This is a genomic window from Mycolicibacterium chengduense (assembly GCF_033741155.1).
In the GTDB taxonomy this organism is placed as follows: Bacteria; Actinomycetota; Actinomycetes; order Mycobacteriales; family Mycobacteriaceae; genus Mycobacterium.
The window spans coordinates 115,214-133,993 of the sequence record NZ_JAWQNH010000009.1 but is presented as its reverse complement, the minus strand read 5'-3'; the positions used below and the strand labels follow the sequence as shown (position 1 = coordinate 133,993).

The 18,780-nt window shown below is 66.1% G+C and carries 15 protein-coding genes and 1 tRNA gene; 10 read left to right on the top strand and 6 right to left on the bottom strand.

Translation table 11 applies throughout. The features are described 5' to 3' along the window. The 4 genes from SBI67_RS27560 to SBI67_RS27545 all read right to left on the bottom strand — a co-directional run. A partial coding sequence (locus tag SBI67_RS27560) for an ABC transporter transmembrane domain-containing protein (RefSeq protein WP_318983614.1) occupies positions 1-1,022 on the bottom strand: 1,022 nt, incomplete at its 3' end. A 20-nt stretch (positions 1,023-1,042) separates the two neighbouring features. Continuing rightward, positions 1,043-2,092 (bottom strand): cytochrome d ubiquinol oxidase subunit II, encoded by a 1,050-nt coding sequence (gene cydB / locus SBI67_RS27555; RefSeq protein ID WP_318983613.1) that lies wholly within the window; start codon positions 2,090-2,092, stop codon positions 1,043-1,045. 10 nt (positions 2,093-2,102) lie between these two features. Further along, positions 2,103-3,551: a cytochrome ubiquinol oxidase subunit I gene (locus SBI67_RS27550; protein WP_318983612.1), complete on the bottom strand. Its 1,449-nt coding sequence runs from the start codon at positions 3,549-3,551 to the stop codon at positions 2,103-2,105. A 103-nt stretch (positions 3,552-3,654) separates the two neighbouring features. Continuing rightward, on the bottom strand, positions 3,655-4,266 hold the full coding sequence (locus tag SBI67_RS27545; protein ID WP_413232579.1) for an HdeD family acid-resistance protein: 612 nt from the start codon (positions 4,264-4,266) through the stop codon (positions 3,655-3,657). A gap of 158 nt (positions 4,267-4,424) precedes the next feature. Between SBI67_RS27545 and SBI67_RS27540 the strand changes: the two genes are divergently transcribed. From SBI67_RS27540 to SBI67_RS27510, 7 genes are all read left to right on the top strand, one after another. Then, positions 4,425-5,342, top strand: coding sequence for an ABC transporter substrate-binding protein (locus tag SBI67_RS27540; RefSeq protein ID WP_266048299.1), 918 nt, complete (start codon positions 4,425-4,427; stop codon positions 5,340-5,342). A gap of 86 nt (positions 5,343-5,428) precedes the next feature. Further along, the gene (locus tag SBI67_RS27535) at positions 5,429-6,259 is read left to right on the top strand and encodes an amino acid ABC transporter permease (RefSeq protein WP_318983625.1); all 831 of its coding nucleotides are present in this window, start codon (positions 5,429-5,431) and stop codon (positions 6,257-6,259) included. Between the two features lie 41 nt (positions 6,260-6,300). After that, a complete protein-coding gene (locus SBI67_RS27530) occupies positions 6,301-7,053 on the top strand; it encodes an amino acid ABC transporter ATP-binding protein (protein WP_266048366.1) in 753 nt (250 codons plus the stop codon). Positions 7,054-7,058: 5 nt separating this feature from the next. After that, entirely contained in the window at positions 7,059-8,192 is a 1,134-nt protein-coding gene (macS, locus tag SBI67_RS27525) for a MacS family sensor histidine kinase (protein ID WP_318983610.1), read from the top strand. Continuing rightward, on the top strand, positions 8,192-8,836 hold the full coding sequence (locus tag SBI67_RS27520) for a response regulator (RefSeq protein WP_318983624.1): 645 nt from the start codon (positions 8,192-8,194) through the stop codon (positions 8,834-8,836). The genes macS and SBI67_RS27520 overlap by 1 nt, the downstream gene beginning before the upstream one ends. A 45-nt stretch (positions 8,837-8,881) precedes the next feature. Further along, positions 8,882-10,621, top strand: coding sequence for a DUF2339 domain-containing protein (locus SBI67_RS27515; protein ID WP_318983609.1), 1,740 nt, complete (start codon positions 8,882-8,884; stop codon positions 10,619-10,621). 41 nt (positions 10,622-10,662) lie between these two features. After that, positions 10,663-11,154, top strand: coding sequence for a Dps family protein (locus SBI67_RS27510; protein ID WP_318983608.1), 492 nt, complete (start codon positions 10,663-10,665; stop codon positions 11,152-11,154). Here SBI67_RS27510 and SBI67_RS27505 read toward each other — a convergent pair. Further along, on the bottom strand, positions 11,129-12,403 hold the full coding sequence (locus SBI67_RS27505) for an adenylate/guanylate cyclase domain-containing protein (protein ID WP_318983607.1): 1,275 nt from the start codon (positions 12,401-12,403) through the stop codon (positions 11,129-11,131). The genes SBI67_RS27510 and SBI67_RS27505 overlap by 26 nt on opposite strands. 540 nt (positions 12,404-12,943) lie before the next feature. Between SBI67_RS27505 and SBI67_RS27500 the strand changes: the two genes are divergently transcribed. Together SBI67_RS27500 and SBI67_RS27495 are read left to right on the top strand one after the other, a co-directional pair. Beyond that, positions 12,944-14,998, top strand: coding sequence for a cellulase family glycosylhydrolase (locus tag SBI67_RS27500; protein WP_318983606.1), 2,055 nt, complete (start codon positions 12,944-12,946; stop codon positions 14,996-14,998). Positions 14,999-15,661: 663 nt separating this feature from the next. Further along, a complete protein-coding gene (locus SBI67_RS27495; protein ID WP_318983605.1) occupies positions 15,662-17,749 on the top strand; it encodes a cellulase family glycosylhydrolase in 2,088 nt (695 codons plus the stop codon). Between the two features lie 72 nt (positions 17,750-17,821). On the opposite strand, the gene SBI67_RS27490 is transcribed toward SBI67_RS27495, so the two are convergent. Continuing rightward, a tRNA-Leu gene (locus tag SBI67_RS27490) sits at positions 17,822-17,898 on the bottom strand. A 127-nt stretch (positions 17,899-18,025) separates the two neighbouring features. Between SBI67_RS27490 and SBI67_RS27485 the strand changes: the two genes are divergently transcribed. After that, complete coding sequence (locus SBI67_RS27485; protein ID WP_191262636.1) at positions 18,026-18,637, top strand: two-component system response regulator PdtaR; 612 nt, start codon at positions 18,026-18,028, stop codon at positions 18,635-18,637. Positions 18,638-18,780 lie beyond the last annotated feature (143 nt).

Here is an 18,780-nt window from a genome sequence, read left to right as displayed (position 1 = left end):
CCGAGATCAACCCCCGTCGCTTCGCTCGCCCCGAGATCAACCCCCGTCGCTTCGCTCGCCCCGAGATCAACCCCCGTCGCTTCGCTCGCCCCGAGCTTGCGCACCGGCACCGTCTCCTGCAACCGACGCGCGGCGTCGGCGGCCGTCTTACCGTCTTGTGCGGCGTGGAACTGGACGCCGACCCGGCGCAACGGCCAGAACACCTCGGGCGCCAGCAGCAGTGCGGTCAGCCCGGCGGCCAATGTCATCTCACCGAACACCAGGCGCAATCCGACGCTCACCGCCACCAGCGCGACGCCGAGGGTGGCCAGCAGCTCCAGGACGGCGGCCGACAGGAAGGCGATCCGCAGGGTGGCCATCGCCGAGCGGCGATGCGCGGCCGCCAGTTCGGCGATGCGGTGCGCGGGCCCGCCGGCCCGGCCCAGGGCCCGCAAGGTCGGGATCCCGGCGACCAGGTCGAGCAAGCGGGACTGCAGCGTGGTCATGGCCGCCAGCGCTGCGGCCGACCGATCGGCGGTGAGCCGCCCGATCAGGATCATGAACAACGGGATGAGCGGCAGCGCGACCGAAACGATCAGCGCGGCTTGCAGATCGGTCGCGGCGATCACCACCACGGTCAGCGGCGTCAGGATGCCTGCCAGCGCGACCGCGGGCAGGTAGCCGGTGAAGTACGGCCGCAACCCGTCCAGCCCGCGGGTGAGGATCACCGCGGATTCGGCACGGACCGCGACGAGCTCGTGCGGGCTTCGCTGGGTGACCGCGCGCAGCACTCCGGCGCTGAGCTCGCCGATCACCGCGGTGGCGGCGCGCTGGCTCAGGCGGGCCTGGAGCCACGACGCCGCGGCGCGAATGGTCCACAGGGCCAACAGGATCCACAGGTGCCCGGCCCAGTGGGAGATGCTGCGCGACGCGGGGTCGGTGATGACGCCGGCGACGATGTGGGCCAGCACCCAGGCCGAGGCCACCGTCGCCGCGCTGATCAACGCCCCGCCCGCCACCGCTGCGGCGAGGTAACGCCGCATGGCGGGGGACAGCGCGGGTATCACGGCAGCCGCGGTGAGAGCCCCGCGGGGTCGGGTATCCGCTCGGCCGAGATGCGTTGCCGGAACACCCAATACGTCCATGCCTGATACGCGATGACCAGCGGTGTCACCAGGACCGCCGCCCAGCTCATGATGGTCAGGGTGTAGCCGGTGGACGAGGCGTTGTGGATGTTCAGGCTCCAGGACGGATTCAGGGTGGACGGAATCAGATTCGGGTACAGGCAGCCGAACAGCAGGACCACGACCGCCGCGATGACCGTCGCGGTGGCCGCGAAGGCCCAGCCGTCGCCGCCGCGGCTCCACACCAGCATCACCGCGCCCAGCTGGGCCACCACGGCTACGCCCAGGACCAGCCATGTCCAGTCCTTGCCGTGCGCCAGCTGGGTCCACAGGCCGAACGCGGCGACCACGACGGTCACCGGCATGGCCAACCGAACGCTGAACCTGACCGCGTCTTCGCGCACGGCGCCTTCGGTTTTCAGGGCCACGAACACCGCGCCGTGGAACAGGAACAGCCCGCAGGTGGCCAGCCCGCCCAGCAGGGCATAGGGGTTCAACACGTCGGTGATCGACAGCTGGATCTGGTGGTCGGCGTCGACCGGCAGTCCGTGCAGCAGCATCGCGAAGGCGACCCCCCACAGCACGGCGGGCACCCAGGAGCCCACGGCGATACCGATGTCGGCCCAGCGGCGCCAGTTCGGATCGTTGATCTTGCCGCGCCATTCGATGGCGCAGATCCGCATGATCATCGACACCAGAATCGCCAGCAGGGGCAGGTAGAGGCCGGAGAACATGGTGGCGTACATGCCGGGGAAGGCCGCGAACATCGCGCCGCCTGCGGTGATCAGCCACACCTCGTTGCCGTCCCACACGGGCCCGATCGTGTTGAGCACCGCCCGGCGATGCTTCTCGGCACTGCCGGTTTCACTTCCCGCCGCGCGTCCGAACACCGCCATCAGCATGCCCACGCCGAAGTCGAAACCCTCCAGCACCAGGAAGCCGAGGAACAGTACGGCCAGGATGATGAACCAGAACGTCTGCAAGTCCATGGCACGCCTCCTAGTAGGCGAACGACAGCGGCGCGACTTCGTCCTCGCCGGGTGGGGTCGGGGGGACGGGTTCGGTGTCGTGCTCCAGCGGGCCTTCGACGACGTAGCGCCGGATCAGCCAGAACCAGATCACCGCCAGCACCGCGTAGAGCGCGGTGAACACGATCAGGGAAAGCCACACCGTGGCTGCCGAGTTGTGTGACACACCCTGTTGCACGGTGAGCCGCACCATCTGATCGCCGGTTGGGTTGGGCGCCACCACCCACGGCTGGCGCCCCATCTCGGTGAACACCCAGCCGGCGCTGTTGGCCAGGAACGGGGTGGGCAGCGTGATGAGTGCAAACCACCCGAACCAGCGTTGCTGCGGTATCCGGCCGCCCCTGGTCAGCCAGAGCGCCGTCATCGCGAAAAGCATTGGCAGCGCCATGAATCCGATCATCGCCCGGAAGGACCAGTAAGTGACGAACAGGTTCGGCCGGTAGTCGCCGGGCCCGAACTTCTCTTGATAGGACGCCTGCAGATCCTTGACGCCCTGCAGTTCGACGCCGGTGAACTTACCCTCGGCCAGGAACGGCAGCACATAGGGCACTTCGATCAGGTGGGTGACGCTGTCGCAGTTGTTGTGCGTGCCGACCGTCAGGACCGAGAACATCGGGTCTGTCTCGGTGTGGCACAACGATTCCGCCGACGCCATCTTCATCGGCTGTTGCTGGAACATCAGCTTGCCCTGCGCGTCCCCGGTGAGGAACAGGCCGGCCGCGGCGACGAAGGCGACCGCGCAGCCGAGAATGGTCGCCGGGCGGTGCATGGTGCGGGCCTCTTCGCTGTCGGGCCGGCGCACCATCCACCAGGCGCACACCCCGGCGACGAAGGTGCCGGCGACCAGGAAGGAGCCGGTCACCGCGTGCGGGAACGCCGCCCACGCGGTGTTGTTGGTGAACAGCTCGCCGATGCTGGTCAATTCGGCGCGGCCGGTCTCCGGGTTGTAGTGGGCGCCGACGGGGTGCTGCATGAACGAGTTGGCGGCGATGATGAAAAATGCCGACGCGTTGACGGCCAGCGCCACGATCCAGATGCAGGCCAGGTGCACCAGGCGCGGCAGCCGGGTCCAGCCGAAGATCCACAGTCCCAGGAAGGTCGACTCGAAGAAGAAGGCGACCAGGCCCTCCATGGCCAGGGGCGCGCCGAACACGTCGCCGACGAACCGGGAGTATTCGCTCCAGTTCATCCCGAACTGGAACTCCTGGACGATACCGGTGGCCACGCCGATGGCGAAGTTGATCAGGAACAGCTTGCCGAAGAACCGGGTGAGGCGGTACCACGCGGTATTGCCGGTGACCACCCACACGGTCTGCATCACCGCGATGAGGGGGGCGAGCCCGATCGTGAGCGGTACGAAGATGAAGTGATAAACGGTGGTGATGCCGAATTGCCACCGTGACACGTCCAGCGCGTCCATGTGCACCAACTCCCGGGCTGCGGGTACGTCTACGGCTCTGTAGATCTACGACAAACTGTAGTAGAGATGTGGCCCGCCTGCCCAGAAACGTGGCGCAGGCAACTCATAACGTCGGTTGCGGCTCTGGGCTCGGGCCGCCGTCGGTCAACTTCTTGGACGCCGACCGGATGCCGAATGCGGTGGCGATTTCCATCAGGCCGATGACCACGAGCCAGATGCCGGTCACCAGGGCCAGCGTCGCGATCGACGCGAACGGCGAGGCGAGCACCACGATCCCGGCGATCAAGCTGATCACGCCGACGAAGATGTTCCAGCCCCTGGCGGGCAGCGTCGGATCGCTGATGGCCGATACCGCAGTGGCCACCCCACGGAAGATGAATCCCACGCCGATCCAGATGGCCAGCAGCAGCACCGCGTCATACAGATGCCGGAACGACAGCACCGCCAGGATGACCGATGCGGCACCGCTGATGAACAGCAGCACCCGGCCGCCGGCCGACACGTGCAGGCTGAACGCGAAGACGACTTGGGCGATACCGGTGATCAGCAGGTAGGCCCCGAAAAAACTGGCCGCCACCACGACGGAGATCCCCGGCCAGGCAAGCACCGCGGCGCCGAGCGCCACCGCGAGAACACCTGACACGAGCGTGGATTTCCACAGGTGAGGCAGCAGACTGGGGGGAGCGACTGTAGTCATAGGCGCAGTCTCCCACAGCGTCAATAACCGGTGGACGATTACTGCACACCAAGATCGGAAGGTCGTTAATCTTCCGTTACCGGCACTGCGCGCTGGGGTCACTGTGGTTAACGTCTTCGGGTTGAGGCAAGTAGAAGATGTCTGTGGCGCACGAGCCCGACGAGGAAAGAGGAACTGTGGCAGTTGGATGCAAGAGCCGTCGGATCGCGGTCTGGCGGGTCGCGGCGGTGTTCGCGGCAACCGGTGCGCTGGCCCTGTCGGGCTGCGCCAAGAACGAGGACAGCGCCGCGCCGTCCACCACGACGACGGCCGCCTCGGCCGAGAAGGTCGAGGCCATCGCCAACACCGTCCCCGAGGCCATCAAGTCCTCCGGCAAGCTCGTCGTCGGCGTGAACATTCCCTACGCCCCTAACGAGTTCAAGGACGAGAGCGGCAAGATCGTCGGCTTCGACGTCGACCTGGTCAACGCGGTCGCCGCCACGCTCGGTCTCAAGGCCGAGTTCCGGGAGTCCGATTTCGCCAAGATCATCCCGTCGGTCCAGGGGGACACCTTCAACATCGGGATGTCCTCGTTCACCGACACCAAAGAGCGGGAACAGTCCGTCGATTTCGTGACGTACTTCTCCGCCGGTATCCAGTGGGCCCAGCCCAAGGGCGGTTCGATCGACCCGAACAATGCCTGCGGCAAGAAGGTGGCCGTTCAGGCCACCACCACCGAGGAGACCGATGAGCTGCCCGCCAAGAGCAAGGCGTGCACCGACGCCGGTAAGCCGGCCATCGACATCCTGAAGTTCGACAGCCAGGACGCGGCCACCAACGCGGTGGTGCTGGGTCAGGCCGATGCCATGTCGGCCGACTCCCCGGTGACGCTGTACGCCATCAAGCAGAGCAACGGCAAGCTGGAAACCGCGGGGGAGACGTTCGAATCCGCGCCCTACGGTTGGCCGGTGAAGAAGGGGTCGCCGCTGGCGCAGTCGCTGGTGCAGGCGCTGCAGCACCTGATCGACAACGGCACCTACAAGCAGATCGCAACCAACTGGGGCGTCGAGTCCGGGATGATCGACAAGCCGGTGATCAACGGAGCGATCAACTGAGCGATACCGAAGTTTCCCAAGCTCCACCACCGATCGACGCGGTACCCCTGCGCCACCCGTGGCGGTGGGTGGGGGCCGCGCTGATCATGGTGGCGACCGCGCTGTTCCTCTACGGCGCTGCCACCAACGACGCCTACCGCTGGTCGGTGTACCGCAAGTACCTGTTCGATCAGCGGCTGCTGGAGGGTGCGTGGAACACCTTGCAGCTCACCATCTATTCGATGGTGCTGGCGATCCTGCTCGGCATCGTGCTGGCCGTGATGCGGCTCTCGCCCAACCCGGTGTTCCGGTCCGTGTCGTGGGTGTTCCTGTGGATCTTCCGCGGCACCCCGGTATACGTGCAGTTGGTGTTCTGGGGCCTGTTCCCGACCATCTACAAGAACCTGCAGTTGGGGATCCCGTTCGGCCCGACGTTCTTCACGTTCAACCTGCAGGCCTTGTCGATCCCGTTTCTGCTCGCGGTCATCGGCCTGGGCCTCAACGAGGGTGCCTACATGGCCGAGATCATCCGCGCCGGCATCTCCTCGGTGCCCGAAGGGCAGTCCGAGGCGTCGACGGCATTGGGCATGTCGTGGGGGATGACCATGCGGCGCACGGTGTTGCCGCAAGCCATGCGGGTGATCATCCCGCCGACCGGCAACGAGATCATCAGCATGCTCAAGACCACCTCGCTGGTGACGGCGGTGCCGTATTCGTATGACCTGTACGGCATCGCGGTCCGCGACATCGGCGGCCGGATCTTCGAACCGGTGCCGATGCTCATGGTGGCCGCCACCTGGTACCTGGCGGTGACGAGCGTGCTGATGGTCGGTCAGTTCTACCTGGAGCGGTACTTCTCCAGGGGCGCGTCGCGCAAGCTGACCACCAAACAGCTTGAGGCGCTGGCGAAAGCACAAGCCGGGACAGGTGGGATGTGACGGTGCAAGATTCGGCGAGCGGGGCCGTGCAGTCCGGGCCGATGGTCAAAGCCGAACAGGTGTGCAAGAGCTTCGGGGCGCTGCACGTCCTCAAGGGCATCACGCTGGAGATCGGCCGGGGTGAGGTGCTGGTGCTGGTGGGGCCGTCCGGATCGGGCAAGTCCACGTTCCTGCGCTGTATCAATCACCTGGAGGAGGTCACCGCCGGGCGACTGCATGTCGACGGCGAACTCGTCGGGTACCGGGAACGGGGCGGCAAGCTGCACGAGATGAGCCCCAAGGACGCCGCCCGGCAACGCCGCGATGTCGGCATGGTGTTCCAGCACTTCAACCTGTTCCCGCACCGCACGGCGCTGGAGAACATCATCGAGGCGCCGATCCACGTCAAACGGATCAAACGGGATGCCGCGGTGGCCAGGGCCAAGGATCTGCTGGCCCAGGTCGGGCTGGCCGACAAGGCCGATGCCTACCCCGCGCAGTTGTCCGGTGGCCAGCAACAGCGGGTGGCCATCGCCAGGGCACTGGCCATGAGCCCCAAGCTCATGCTGTTCGACGAGCCGACCTCGGCCCTGGACCCGGAATTGGTCGGCGAGGTGCTGGGGGTTATGAAGAACCTGGCGCGTGAGGGCATGACGATGGTGGTGGTGACCCACGAGATGGGCTTCGCCCGTGAGGTCGCCGACAAGGTGGTCTTCATGGACGGCGGTGTTGTGGTGGAGAGTGGTGCACCGCGAGAGGTGCTGACCAATCCTCAGCACGAGCGCACGAAAGCCTTTCTGTCCAAGGTGATGTAGCGGCGGTGGCGAGCGTGTCCGACCCGGCGGCGCCGCTGTGGCGGGCCGCGCAGGTCTTCCGGTTGCTCAGCTGGGTGTACGCCTTGGTGTTCCAGCTGTCCAAGAACGCCGAATTCGCCCGCCCGGTGCTGGGCTGGGTGCTCTTCGGTGGGCTGACCGGCTGGAGTGTGGCGTGCGCGGTGGGCTATCTACGCGGGTTCGGCCGCCGCCGGGCCTGGGTGCTGGCCGAGGTGGCGGTGGTGGTGGCGTTGATGTCCTCGACGCCGTTGGTCGCCTCGGCGTCGTGGACACTGGCCAACCAGACCTGGCCGACCACGTTGTGGGCCACCAATGCCGTTGTGTCGGCCGCGATTCTGGCCGGACCGGTGGCCGGCATGCTGACCGGGCTGATCGTCATGGGCACAGCCGCCGCGCTCAAGGGCACCATCGCCGTGGACCTGGTGCGCACCCCGACCATCCTCATCGAACTGGCCGTGGGGCTGGCGGTCGGCATGGCCGCGTCCACGGCCCGGCGTGCCCACGACGAACTGGAACGGGCCACCCGACTGGCTGCCGCCCTGGACGAACGGGAACGGCTTTCCCGCGAGGTGCACGACGGTGTCATGCAGGTGCTCGCCCTGGTGGCCCGGCGTGGTAAGGAGATCGGCGGTGCGGCAGCGCAATTGGCCGATGTAGCCGGTGAACAGGAGCGTGCGCTGCGCCGGTTGATCAGTGGGGCCGGCGCTGATTCGCAGACGACGTCGTCCGACGCGGATCTGGGTGCACTGTTGCGTAGATTCGAGTCCGACCGGGTGTCGGTGAGCCTGCCCGGCACAGCGGTCCTGCTGGACGCCCGGCCGGCCACCGAGATCGTCGCGGCAGCAGAGAATGCGCTGACCAATGTCGAGCGGCACGCCGGCCCGGACGCGCACGCTTTTGTCCTGCTGGAGGATCTCGGTGACACCGTGGTGGTCAGCATCCGTGACGACGGACCGGGCATCCCGGCGGGCCGGCTGGCCCAGGCCGAGGAACAGGGCCGGGTCGGCGTGTCGAAATCCATTGTGGGGCGGCTGCGGGCGATGGGCGGCGATGCGGTGTTGACGACATCGGAAGGCGGTGGCACGGAGTGGGAGTTGACGGTACCCAGACGACGTCGGTGATGGTGGTCGACGACCACCCGATCTGGCGGGACGCGGTGGCACGCGATCTGGCCGAGGATGGTTTCGACGTGGTGGCCACCGCGGACGGGGTCGGGTCCGCGCGTCGGCGGGCGGGGGCGGTCCAACCCGATGTGGTGGTGATGGATATGCGGCTGTCCGACGGCACCGGGGCCCAGGCCACCGTCGAGGTGCTGGCCGTTTCGCCGTCGTCGCGCATCTTGGTGTTGTCCGCCTCCGATGAGCGCGATGACGTGTTGGAGGCGGTGAAGGCCGGCGCCACCGGATACCTGGTGAAGAGCGCGTCCAAGGCCGAGCTCGGCGCGGCGGTCCGTGCGACCGCGCAGGGCAGGGCGGTGTTCACGCCCGGGTTGGCTGGGCTGGTGCTGGGGGAGTACCGGCGCATCGCGCAGCAGCCGCAGACCGATCCGGCCGGGCCAAGCCTCACCGACCGGGAGACCGAGATTTTGCGATACGTCGCAAAGGGGTTGACCGCCAAGCAGATCGGTGAGCGGCTGTCGCTCAGCCATCGCACGGTGGAGAACCACGTCCAGGCCACCTTCCGCAAGTTGCAGGTCGCCAACCGTGTCGAGTTGGCCCGCTATGCGATCGAACACGGGTTGGACCGCGAGCCGGAAGTCGAGTAGTCCTACTCATCCGGCCCGGCGCCGTCCCGCGCGACGATGACGGGCATGACCGAACCGCAACAGGCGCTCGCCCGGCTGGCCGCCGAGTTCGCCACCATCGCCGGCCAGTTGCAGCGTGCCTCCGCCGAATTGCAGCACTTGGCCGGCACGCTGCACACCCAGCCCGTTCCGCCGCCGGTGTACTGGCCCTATCCGCCGCAGCCCGTCCCGGCACCGGCACCGCAGGCACCGCCGCCGCCCGCGCGCCGGGACCCACCGTCGAACTGGATCGGGAAGGCGCTGGCGGTGGCCGGGGTCGCGGTGACCCTGATCGGGGTGGTCCTGCTGGTGGTGCTCGCCGCCCAGGCCGGATTGCTCGCCCCACCGGTGCGGGTGGCCGGTGGCGCGGTGCTGGCGGTCGCCCTGGTGGGCGCCGCCTGCTGGCTGCGGGCCCGGCCCGACGGCGGTCTGGGCGCAACGGCCTTGGCGGCCACCGGTATCGCCACCGGGTACATCGACATCGTCGCCGTCACCGCGATCTACGACTGGCTGCCCGCGGCGGCCGGGCTGCTGTTGTCCGCCCTGGTCGGCGGCGGAGGGTTGGTGCTGGCCCGGCGGTGGGCGACCGAGCAGCTGGCCTTGCTGGTTCTGGTGCCGCTGATCGTGTTGGCGCCGATCGTGGCGGGCGGCATCACCCTGTTGCTGGTGGGTTTCCTGCTGGCGCTGTCGGCGGCGACGCTGCCCGTTCAGATCGGCCGCGATTGGGCGGGAATGTACGTGGCGCGCACGGTGATCGGCAGCGGGCCGGTGCTGCTGGCGCTGGTGGGCGTGGCTTTCGGTTCCGGTCGCGACCCGTGGTTGGCTGGCGCGTGTGCCATCGCGGCGGTGCTGGCGCTCGGATCGGCGCTGATGCTGTTGCCGCACAGTGCCCATCGCACGGCCGTCGCGTTGACCGCTGCGCTGGGCGCCCTGCCGGTGCTGATGGTGTCGGCAGCGACGCCGCGCGTGCCGGCGGCACTGATGGCCGCGGCGCTGTCGGCGGGCGTGCTGGCGGTCGTGCTGGCCGCCGACCGGATTCCCGGCCTAACGACGCCGGTTCGCCATATGTGGACGGCGCTGGCCGCCGTGGCAGCGCTGGTCGCCGTGGGTGTCGGCTTCGCGGGACCGGTCGCCGGCCCGCTGCTGCTGGCCATGGCGGTGCTCACGGCGGTGGCCGGACGGCACAGCGCGGGGGCGCAGTGGTCGGCGGCCTTCTTCGGTAGCTTCGGCGGGCTGGCACTGCTGTCGACGGCCGGGCCGGTGACGCTGGCGTCGGCGACGGTGCGCTCCACCCCGGATGCGATCTCGGTACTGATCTCGGCGGTGCTGTTGGGCGGTTACGCCGTCGTGCAGTGCTGGTCGGTCCGGCAGCGGATCGAGGGTGATCTGCTCCGGCTGTTGCTGGGCGGCGCGGTGCTGGCCCTGGTGTACGCGGTGACCGTGTTCACCGTGACCGCGGGCGTGCTGATCGCCGGACCCGACGGGGGATTCCTGGCCGGACATATGGTGGCGACGATCTGCTGGATCGCGTTGGCGGCGGCCTTGTTCGGTTATGCCGCACGTCGGCCGCGGGTGGACCGGTCGTTGCCCATCGGCGCCGGCATGACCTTGGTGGCGGCGGCGGTGGCGAAACTGTTCGTCTTCGACCTGGGCACCCTGGACGGCATGTTCCGGGTGGCGGTGTTCATGGTGGTGGGCTTGGTGCTGCTGGCCATGGGTGCCGGTTATGCCCGGTTGTTGAGCCAGCAGGACCAGAATCACACCTAGATTTCTGGAATCATTCCAGAAAAGGTGTCGTTGTTCGTGGCATGACCACTTCAACACGACGCACCGAAACCGATATCCAGGGATTCCGGGCCTCGGCCCAGCTCAGTGCCGCGCTGCAGCAGGTTCTGGTCGACATGATCGAACTACATCTGCAGGGCAAGCAGGCGCACTGGAACGTGGTGGGCACCAACTTCCGCGACCTGCATTTGCAGTTGGACGAGCTCGTCGACTTCGCCCGCGAAGCCAGTGACACCGTGGCCGAACGGATGCGCGCCCTCGACGCCGTCCCCGACGGACGCTCGGATACCGTCGCGGCCACCACGACGCTGCCCGCGTTTCCCGCCTACGAGCACAGCACCACCGATGTGGTGGACCTGATCGGCACGCGCATCTACGCCACCGTCGCGACCCTGCGTGGTGTGCATGACGCGGTGGACGCCGAAGATCCGAGCACCGCTGACGTGCTGCATCAGCTGATCGACGGACTGGAGAAGCTGGCCTGGCTGATCACATCGGAGAACCGGAAGGTGTGAGTTCGTCCGGCAGTGCTCCTGCCGGTTTACGGCCCACCAGGTACCAGGTGTGCATCAGGCCCTTGCCTTTGACCTCGACGTGGCCGCGTTCCTCGAACGCGTAGGTGTCCTTGATGCGGTCGTAGATGTCTTGCGGCACCTGGATCCGGCCGACCTCATCGGTGCTCTCCATCCGGGAGGCGAGGTTCACCGCGTCACCCCAGACGTCGTAGAAGAACTTGCGTGAACCCACCACGCCCGCGACCACCGGCCCGGCGGCGATGCCGATCCGTAACGGCACCGCCCGGCCGCGGTGGTCGCGCAGCCCGTCGACGGCGGCGGCCATGTCCAGTGCCAGGCAAGCCAGTGCCTCGACGTAGTCGGGCCGCGGTTCGGGCACGCCGCTGACCACCATGTAGGAGTCGCCGCTGGTCTTGATCTTCTCCAGCCCATGCCGGTCGACCAGCCTGTCGAAATCGGTGTAAAGGCGGTTGAGGAACACCACCAGATCGGCGGGCGCGGTATCGCTGGCGCGCTCGGTGTAACCGGCGATATCGGCGAACAGGATGGCGGCATGGTCGTATCCGTCGGCGATGACGCTGTCATCGCGTTCTTTCAGCCGGGCGGCCACGCTGCTCGGGAAGATGTTCGCGAGCAGCGCCTCGGACTTGTCGTACTCCTGCTGCAGCGCTTGCTCGGCGCGGTCGATGCGCCGGATCGCCGTGTACATGACGGTGACCACCATGATGCTTGCTGTGACAACCGTGACGGTGAAGCTGACCCGCAGGGCCAGGGGTGATTGCAAGCCCGTGTTGCGCGGAACCAGCCAGTCCAGCGCCACCACCAACCCTGCGCCGATCGCCACCAGCACCGATGCGAACACGATGTGGTCGGTGCCCACGATGAGCACCAACAGTGCGGCGGCGACCACGAAGTAGAACTGCAGGCCCGAGCCGGTGCCCAGCTGGCTGCACAGATAGGCCGTGGAGAGATAGGCGACCGTGACGAACGTCGACGCCGCGACCATCTCTCCGAAGCGGTACAACACCGGAACGGCCATGAAAACCATTGCAGTAGCCAGGTTTACCGCTGCGAGGTACCGCATTTCTGGGCCGAGGAACAGCTGGGCCACGCCGTAACCGCCGGTGATCGCGGTGGCGATGCGGCAACTGATGGTGAGCGCGGCGAAGCGCCGGCCGGACGCATCGTCGTACTGCTGCCGACCCGCCGGCAGATCGGGGAGGCAGCGCCCTTGGCCGCCGACAGCCACGTGCCGAGGTTACTCCCACATATCAGGACGGCGGGCCGGATCCGGTGATCGTCGGCCTGGCTGAGCGAACGTTGTCCAGGGGCCGCCGCCGGTCGGCTGTCGGCCGAACGTATGACGGTTCGCGTCACTTTGCTGGCGTGTCGCCAGATGGTGCGCGACGACACTCCTGTGGCGGGGGTACACCGCTGGTGTTGGTGTGCAATATGTCCAGTACCTGGACGGTTGCTGTGCCCGTCGGGTGGGCGCTCCCGGCGGAGGGAAATGTCAGGGCATTTGCCGTAAGCCCGATTATGACCGTACGAAATTACAATTTGCGCGCCAGTAAATTCTTTGCCGGGCGGGCTTGTCTTTATGGCAAATTCACCAGCACTTTTTCTTACTCGAAAGTAAGTTTCGCAAAATGCCACCGCATCGGCTAATTTCCTAGCAATGTCAGGCCCGCATCGGTGATGTGGTGGCAATAAAAGAACAGAGGTGGTCAACATGTGGGGTTATCGCCCTGGGCCGTTGCGAGGTATTGCGGTCCGATCCGTAATTGGGTTGACCACCGCCGCCATTGTTGCAGCGGCCGGCAGCCATTTCACCATGCCCGCGGTGCACCACACCGCGGCTTACCAGGTGCAGAACACGGCGGCGATCGCGGAGTCCTCGACGACGGTGGGCATCGCCGACTCGAACATCTATTTCGAGGGCACCATCGAAGACATCAAGAAGCGGTTGGACCTCATCCAGTCCGTCGGCGCGACGAACGTGCGCCTCATGGTGCCCTGGTTGTACATCCAGACCCAGGACCCCGCGGGCGGAGCCGTCGACTGGAACGCGGACCTGGACTGGGACAAGCTGGACATGATCGTCGGCGAGGTCGCCCGCAGGGGGATGGGAATCCTTGGCGTGCTGCAATGGTCGCCGGACTGGGCCACCGACGGGGCGACCGGCACCGGGCATCCGACCAATGTGCAGGACTTCGCCGATTTCGCGGCAGCGGTGGCACGGCGTTACGGCGACAAGATCAGTGCCTACGAGGTGTGGAACGAGCCCAACGCCTCGTTCTTCTGGAACCCCGCCGACCCGGTCGAGTACACCGAGATGCTCAAGGCCACTTACACCTCGTTGAAGGCCGTGAACCAGGACATCACCGTCGTCGGTGCGGTGGTGGGCGCCGGCCTCACCTGGGGTGAGCTCACCATGAATCCCGTCGACTTCGTCAAGGCCATGTACGACGCGGGGGCCGACGGCTATTTCGATGCCATCTCATTTCACCCGTACAACTTCACCACGAAGTTTTCCGAGGGCAATGACGTCGACTGGAAGGAATTGATGCCACTGTTCCAGGTCGAGCAAATCCGGGAATTGATGGATCAACACATCGACCCCGGCGAGGAACAGCTCAAGATCTGGATCAGCGAGTACGGCTTGCCGACCAGTGTGGTCTCGGCCAGCACACAGGCCGAATTCATCACCGACCTGATCAACACCTGGCAGACGTTCTCGGGTGCCGGTCCCATTTTTCTGTACACCACCCAGGACGATTTGAGTGCCATCGGCGACGACCGCTTCTTCGGGCTTTTCGACGCCAACGGCAATCCCAAGGATGCGGCCGCGCTCAAACAACTCAAACGGCTCATCGATTGCCTCGACGGCTGCTCGGCGACCAATCCGCTGGCTTCGTTGTTGGAGTTCGTCGGCCAGTTGGTGTCCAACGTGCTGAGCTTCGTTCCCAACCTCGTCGCCACGGTGGTGAACTCGGTGGTGAACGTGGTCAAGCAGTTGGTCAGTGCCATCGGCGGACTGCTGGGTGGTCAGCCCTCGGCGCCCGCGCTGAGTGCGGCGCGGGCGGGCGCCTCGATCGACGCGGCAATCGCCGAGGATGTCGCGCCGGACGCGGCTGGAGACGAGACGGCCGCCGCGGCTTCCGGCGAGCCGGCGGCGGACGAGAAGACCGTCGATGACAAAGCCAAGGACAAGGCCGAGGCGGTGAGCGCCGAGGTGCCAGCCGCCGAGGGCACCGTCGCCGAGGAGCCTGCCGCAACCCAGCCTGTGGTGGCCGAGCCTGTCCCGGCCGAGCCCGTCGTGACTGAGCCCGTCGTGACTGATCCTGTGGTCACCGAGTCCGAAACTCCTTCTGTCACCGAGGAATCGGGCACGACGACCGAACCGGGGGAGGCCGGCGCGGTGGCCGAACCCAGCAAGCCGCAGACCAGCGCGCCGGAGGTCACTACGCCGCAAACGACCAAGCCCGAACCGACCGCTCCCGAGACGAAACCGGAAGCGTCGACGCCTGAGTCGACCAAGCCGGAGACATCGGCGTCTGGGGCGCCGAAGTCGGAGGCCTCCACGCCTGAGGCAACCAAGCCGGACACGGCGAAGCCAGACACCGGCAAGCCGGATAGCGCCAAGCCGGATAGCACCAAGCCGGATAGCCCAACGGTGAAGTCAGGTCACGGGACCGCCGCGCAGACCGGTCCGAAGCCCCGGGTCAGTGACAAGCCGCGTCATGGTGCGGCGTCGGCCCCAGCTGCGACCACCGCGTCGCAGCGGGAGAGCGATGCGGTGAAGTCGGGTGCGGCATCGTCAGGTGCCGGCGGCTCCGAATAAACGAGGCGAAATGACGGGCCGCGGATCGCGCGGCCCGTCATTCGGCGTAGGCCACCGGACGAATGCCGGCGCCGCGACTATCGCTGACGAATCGGTACATCAGCGCAGCGCCATGAAAACCATTGCGGTGGCAAGGGTTATGGCTGCGAGGTGCCGTATGGGGCGGCGGAGGAAGATCTGTAGCCCCTGGTGATCGCGGTGCCGATGCGGGCCGCTGATGCTGAGCCCAGCAAATCTTGGGCCGGTCGCGTCGTCGTTGTACTTGCCGACGGCGCGAGGTGCTCAGTCGAACATATAACCGCGCACCATTCTTTGCTGGAGCGTCGCGGACGGCGGGGCTGTCTCTCGCCGAGAAAGGGCAGCTCTTCGTGGCCGATTCTGCGAGCTGGGACCGTCGGGTTCTGCGGCGATGGCATCCCGTGGGTGCCGCTGCAGGGGTAGGTGTCAATCCGAAAGTTGTCCGACCGATCGCTGCTTTTTGGAGACAAGCTAATTTGCCAAAATTGCGGGAATGTGGATAAAAAGTGACATTTGAATCTTACTTTTCGGTAGCGCGATGCCTTTCGTCCCCTGCTTGCGGTCATTAGGCCCTTACCGTCCGGTAGGTATCGCCTCTGAAAGTTCCACGGGGTTAGTTTCCAGCAAAGTCAATGCGACGCCCCGATGGCTCAGCAGAAAACTGAGGTGGTCAAAATGTTCGAACATATTCCAGCGAGGGCCCGCAGTATGGTGATCAGAGCCCTGGTCGGTTTGACCGCCGCGTCGGTTATTGCCGCGACCGGCAGCCATTTCGTGATCGACGGCCGGATGCGACTCGATAGCAGCCAGATCGAGCTGACCACCGCGATCGACGACTCGCCCTCGACGGTGGGGATCTCGGATTCCAGCCTCTATTTCAGTACCGATATCGACGCGGTCAATGCCCAACTCGACCTGATGAAGTCGTTGGGTGTCACCAACGTGCGGATCATGATCCCCTGGGCGGGCGTACAGCCACTTGACCCTGACCTCGGTTCGCCTTGGGGTGATGCGCAGTGGGGCCAGGTCGACATGGTCGTCAACGCCGCCCGCGCCAAGGGCATGGGTATCCTGGGTGTTCTCAATTCGACGCCGTGGTGGGCAACGGAATCGACTCCGATCAACGGCCACCCAGCCGATGTCAACGAGTTTGCGGCCTTTGCCAAGTCGGTGGCGCTGCGCTATGGCGACGCCATCCAGGCATATGAGGTCTGGAATGAGCCGAACGCGGCCTTCTTCTGGAGTCCGGTCGATCCGGTCGAATACACCAACATGCTCAAGGTCACCTATGTTGCGCTCAAACAGGCCTCCGCACAGATCGGAGCGCCGATCACCGTCATCGGTGCTGTCGTCGGCGCCGGTCTGACGTGGGGTGATGTGACGATGAATCCCGTCGACTTCGTGCAAGCGATGTACGCGGCGGGAGCGAACGGCTATTTTGACGCTTTATCTTTCCATCCATACAAATACGACCTGAAGTTTTCCGAAGGCAACACCGTTCCCTGGTATACACAAACGCCGTTGTATCAGGTCGAGCAACTGCGACAACTTATGGATTCCCATCTTGCACCCGGACAGGAACAACTCAAGATCTGGATAAGCGAGTATGGTCTACCGACAAATCAGGTGTCCGAAAATCAACAGATGGCGTACATCCAGGATCTCATCCAATATTGGCAGACATTTTCTGGAGCCGGTCCAATTTTCCTGTACACCACGAAAGACACCGCGGCGCCCGACGAAGACCTCACCAACGACGAGGCCCACTTCGGCCTCTTCAACTCCGATGGCACACCGAAAGCCGTTGCGCTCATCCTCAAACAGTTCATCGAATCGCTGCAGCCGTCGCCCCCGACCGACCCCGTGCCGTCGTTGCTCGACATGATCGGGCAGCTCATCAAGAATGTGCTGACCTTCATCCCGAATCTCGTCGCGACGGTGGTCAAGTCGGTGGTCGACGCAGTTGGCCAGCTATTCAAGGTCATCGGACAGCTGGTATCGGGTCTGACCGGTCAGACCCTGACGGCAGCCACCACCTTCAGTGCCGCCGGGGTGAGTAACGGCAGCGCCCTCACCGCGGACGATACGGCGCAGGCCTCGGCGCCCGCTGTGCGCACGGGCTCGACGAAAGCGCAGCCGTTGAGCACCGCGACCGGCACGGCGGCCACCGGTGTGGTCGGTGATCCCGTCGCCGCCGATGCCATTCGGACCGAGGCGACCGCCGCTGACGATGCACCCATCAGCGCCGAACAGACTCCCGTCGCCGCGGAACCTGCGACATCGGCTCCGCTCACCCCGCCTGCCCCGGCAACCGCAGAGCCTGCCGGCACCATCACTATGGCCGATCCGGCCGGGCCGACGACGTCGACGGAACCGGCGGAGGCGGCAACGTCCCGGACCGACGACACAACCCAAGCCGAAACCAGCTCGGAGGCAACCGTTTCCATTCCGAAGGTCACTACGGCGAAGGTTGATACCACGGACGTTGATATCGCGAAGGTCGCCACCCCGAAGCCGGCCGCCACGATGCCTGACGCCACGAAGCCCGACGCTGCGGCCGCCGGAAAGGGTGCGACAGGTTCAACAGGTCCGGGTACGAAGCCGAGGCATCCGGTGCGCGACGGCAAGTCCGAAGCCGGGCCCAAGCCCGTCACAGGAGCGCCGCCGGCGGACACCTCTCATCGAGAGGAGGCCGGTTCGGCGTCAGCCACCACGGGTGGCGCCGCCGAATAGTCGATCTGACCACGCCACGAAAGATGGGCCGCGTTCGGCGCGGCCCATCATTGTGCGGGTTACCTGTATTTCTGGTGCCCTCGGTGAGATTCGAACTCACACTGCACGGGTTTTGAATCCGTTTCCTCTGCCAGTTGGGATACGAGGGCCGTACCGCTGCGGACTCCCACCATAGAGGATGCCGATACCGGCGCCGCCCACCAGGGACCCCGTGCCGCGACGCGCCAAGTTACCCCGAGGTAGCTGTTCGGCCACTCTCACGCGACAATGTCTGACATGACCGACGCTCCCGCTCCACGCCGCGTCCTCGTCGCCGAGGACGAAGCCTTGATCCGACTCGACCTGGCCGAAATGCTGCGCGAGGAAGGCTATGAGGTCGTCGGGCAGGCCGGGGACGGGCAGGAAGCGGTCGACCTGGCCGAAAGCCTCAAGCCCGACCTGGTCATCATGGACGTCAAGATGCCGCGCCGCGACGGTATCGACGCCGCCTCGGAGATCGCCGCCAAGCGCATCGCGCCCATCGTCATCCTGACTGCCTTCTCGCAGCGCGAACTCGTCGAGCGGGCCCGTGACGCCGGCGCCATGGCCTATCTGGTCAAGCCGTTCTCGATCACCGATCTGATCCCCGCGATCGAGGTGGCGGTCAGCCGGTTCAGCGAGATCAGCGCGCTGGAGAGCGAGGTTGCCAACCTCTCCGACCGGCTGGAGACGCGCAAGCTGGTCGAGCGCGCCAAGGGTTTGCTCCAGGCCAACCAGGGGATGACCGAACCCGAAGCATTCAAATGGATCCAGCGGGCGGCGATGGACCGGCGCACCACCATGAAACGGGTCGCCGAGGTGGTGCTGGAAACCCTCGACACGCCCGGCGGCGAATCCTCGTCTGCTTGATCGCTGTGGCCGGGCTGAGTTAACACTGCGTTTCCGGTCTGGGGCTATCGCCTGCTCGCGCCACCGACGCGCCATGGGCAATCGTTCAACATCACGCAACGCGGCGACCGGTTGGCTAGTGTCTACCCGAAGCCTCAGCGACC

Coding starts and splice junctions, on each gene's coding strand:
- cydB (WP_318983613.1), bottom strand. CDS start 2,092: ATGGACTTGCAGACGTTCTGGTTCATCATCCTGGCCGTACTGTTCCTC.
- SBI67_RS27550 (WP_318983612.1), bottom strand. CDS start 3,551: ATGGACGCGCTGGACGTGTCACGGTGGCAATTCGGCATCACCACCGTT.
- SBI67_RS27535 (WP_318983625.1), top strand. CDS start 5,429: ATGGTGGCGACCGCGCTGTTCCTCTACGGCGCTGCCACCAACGACGCC.
- SBI67_RS27530 (WP_266048366.1), top strand. CDS start 6,301: ATGGTCAAAGCCGAACAGGTGTGCAAGAGCTTCGGGGCGCTGCACGTC.
- SBI67_RS27520 (WP_318983624.1), top strand. CDS start 8,192: ATGGTGGTCGACGACCACCCGATCTGGCGGGACGCGGTGGCACGCGAT.
- SBI67_RS27515 (WP_318983609.1), top strand. CDS start 8,882: ATGACCGAACCGCAACAGGCGCTCGCCCGGCTGGCCGCCGAGTTCGCC.
- SBI67_RS27510 (WP_318983608.1), top strand. CDS start 10,663: ATGACCACTTCAACACGACGCACCGAAACCGATATCCAGGGATTCCGG.
- SBI67_RS27495 (WP_318983605.1), top strand. CDS start 15,662: ATGGCTCAGCAGAAAACTGAGGTGGTCAAAATGTTCGAACATATTCCA.
- SBI67_RS27485 (WP_191262636.1), top strand. CDS start 18,026: ATGACCGACGCTCCCGCTCCACGCCGCGTCCTCGTCGCCGAGGACGAA.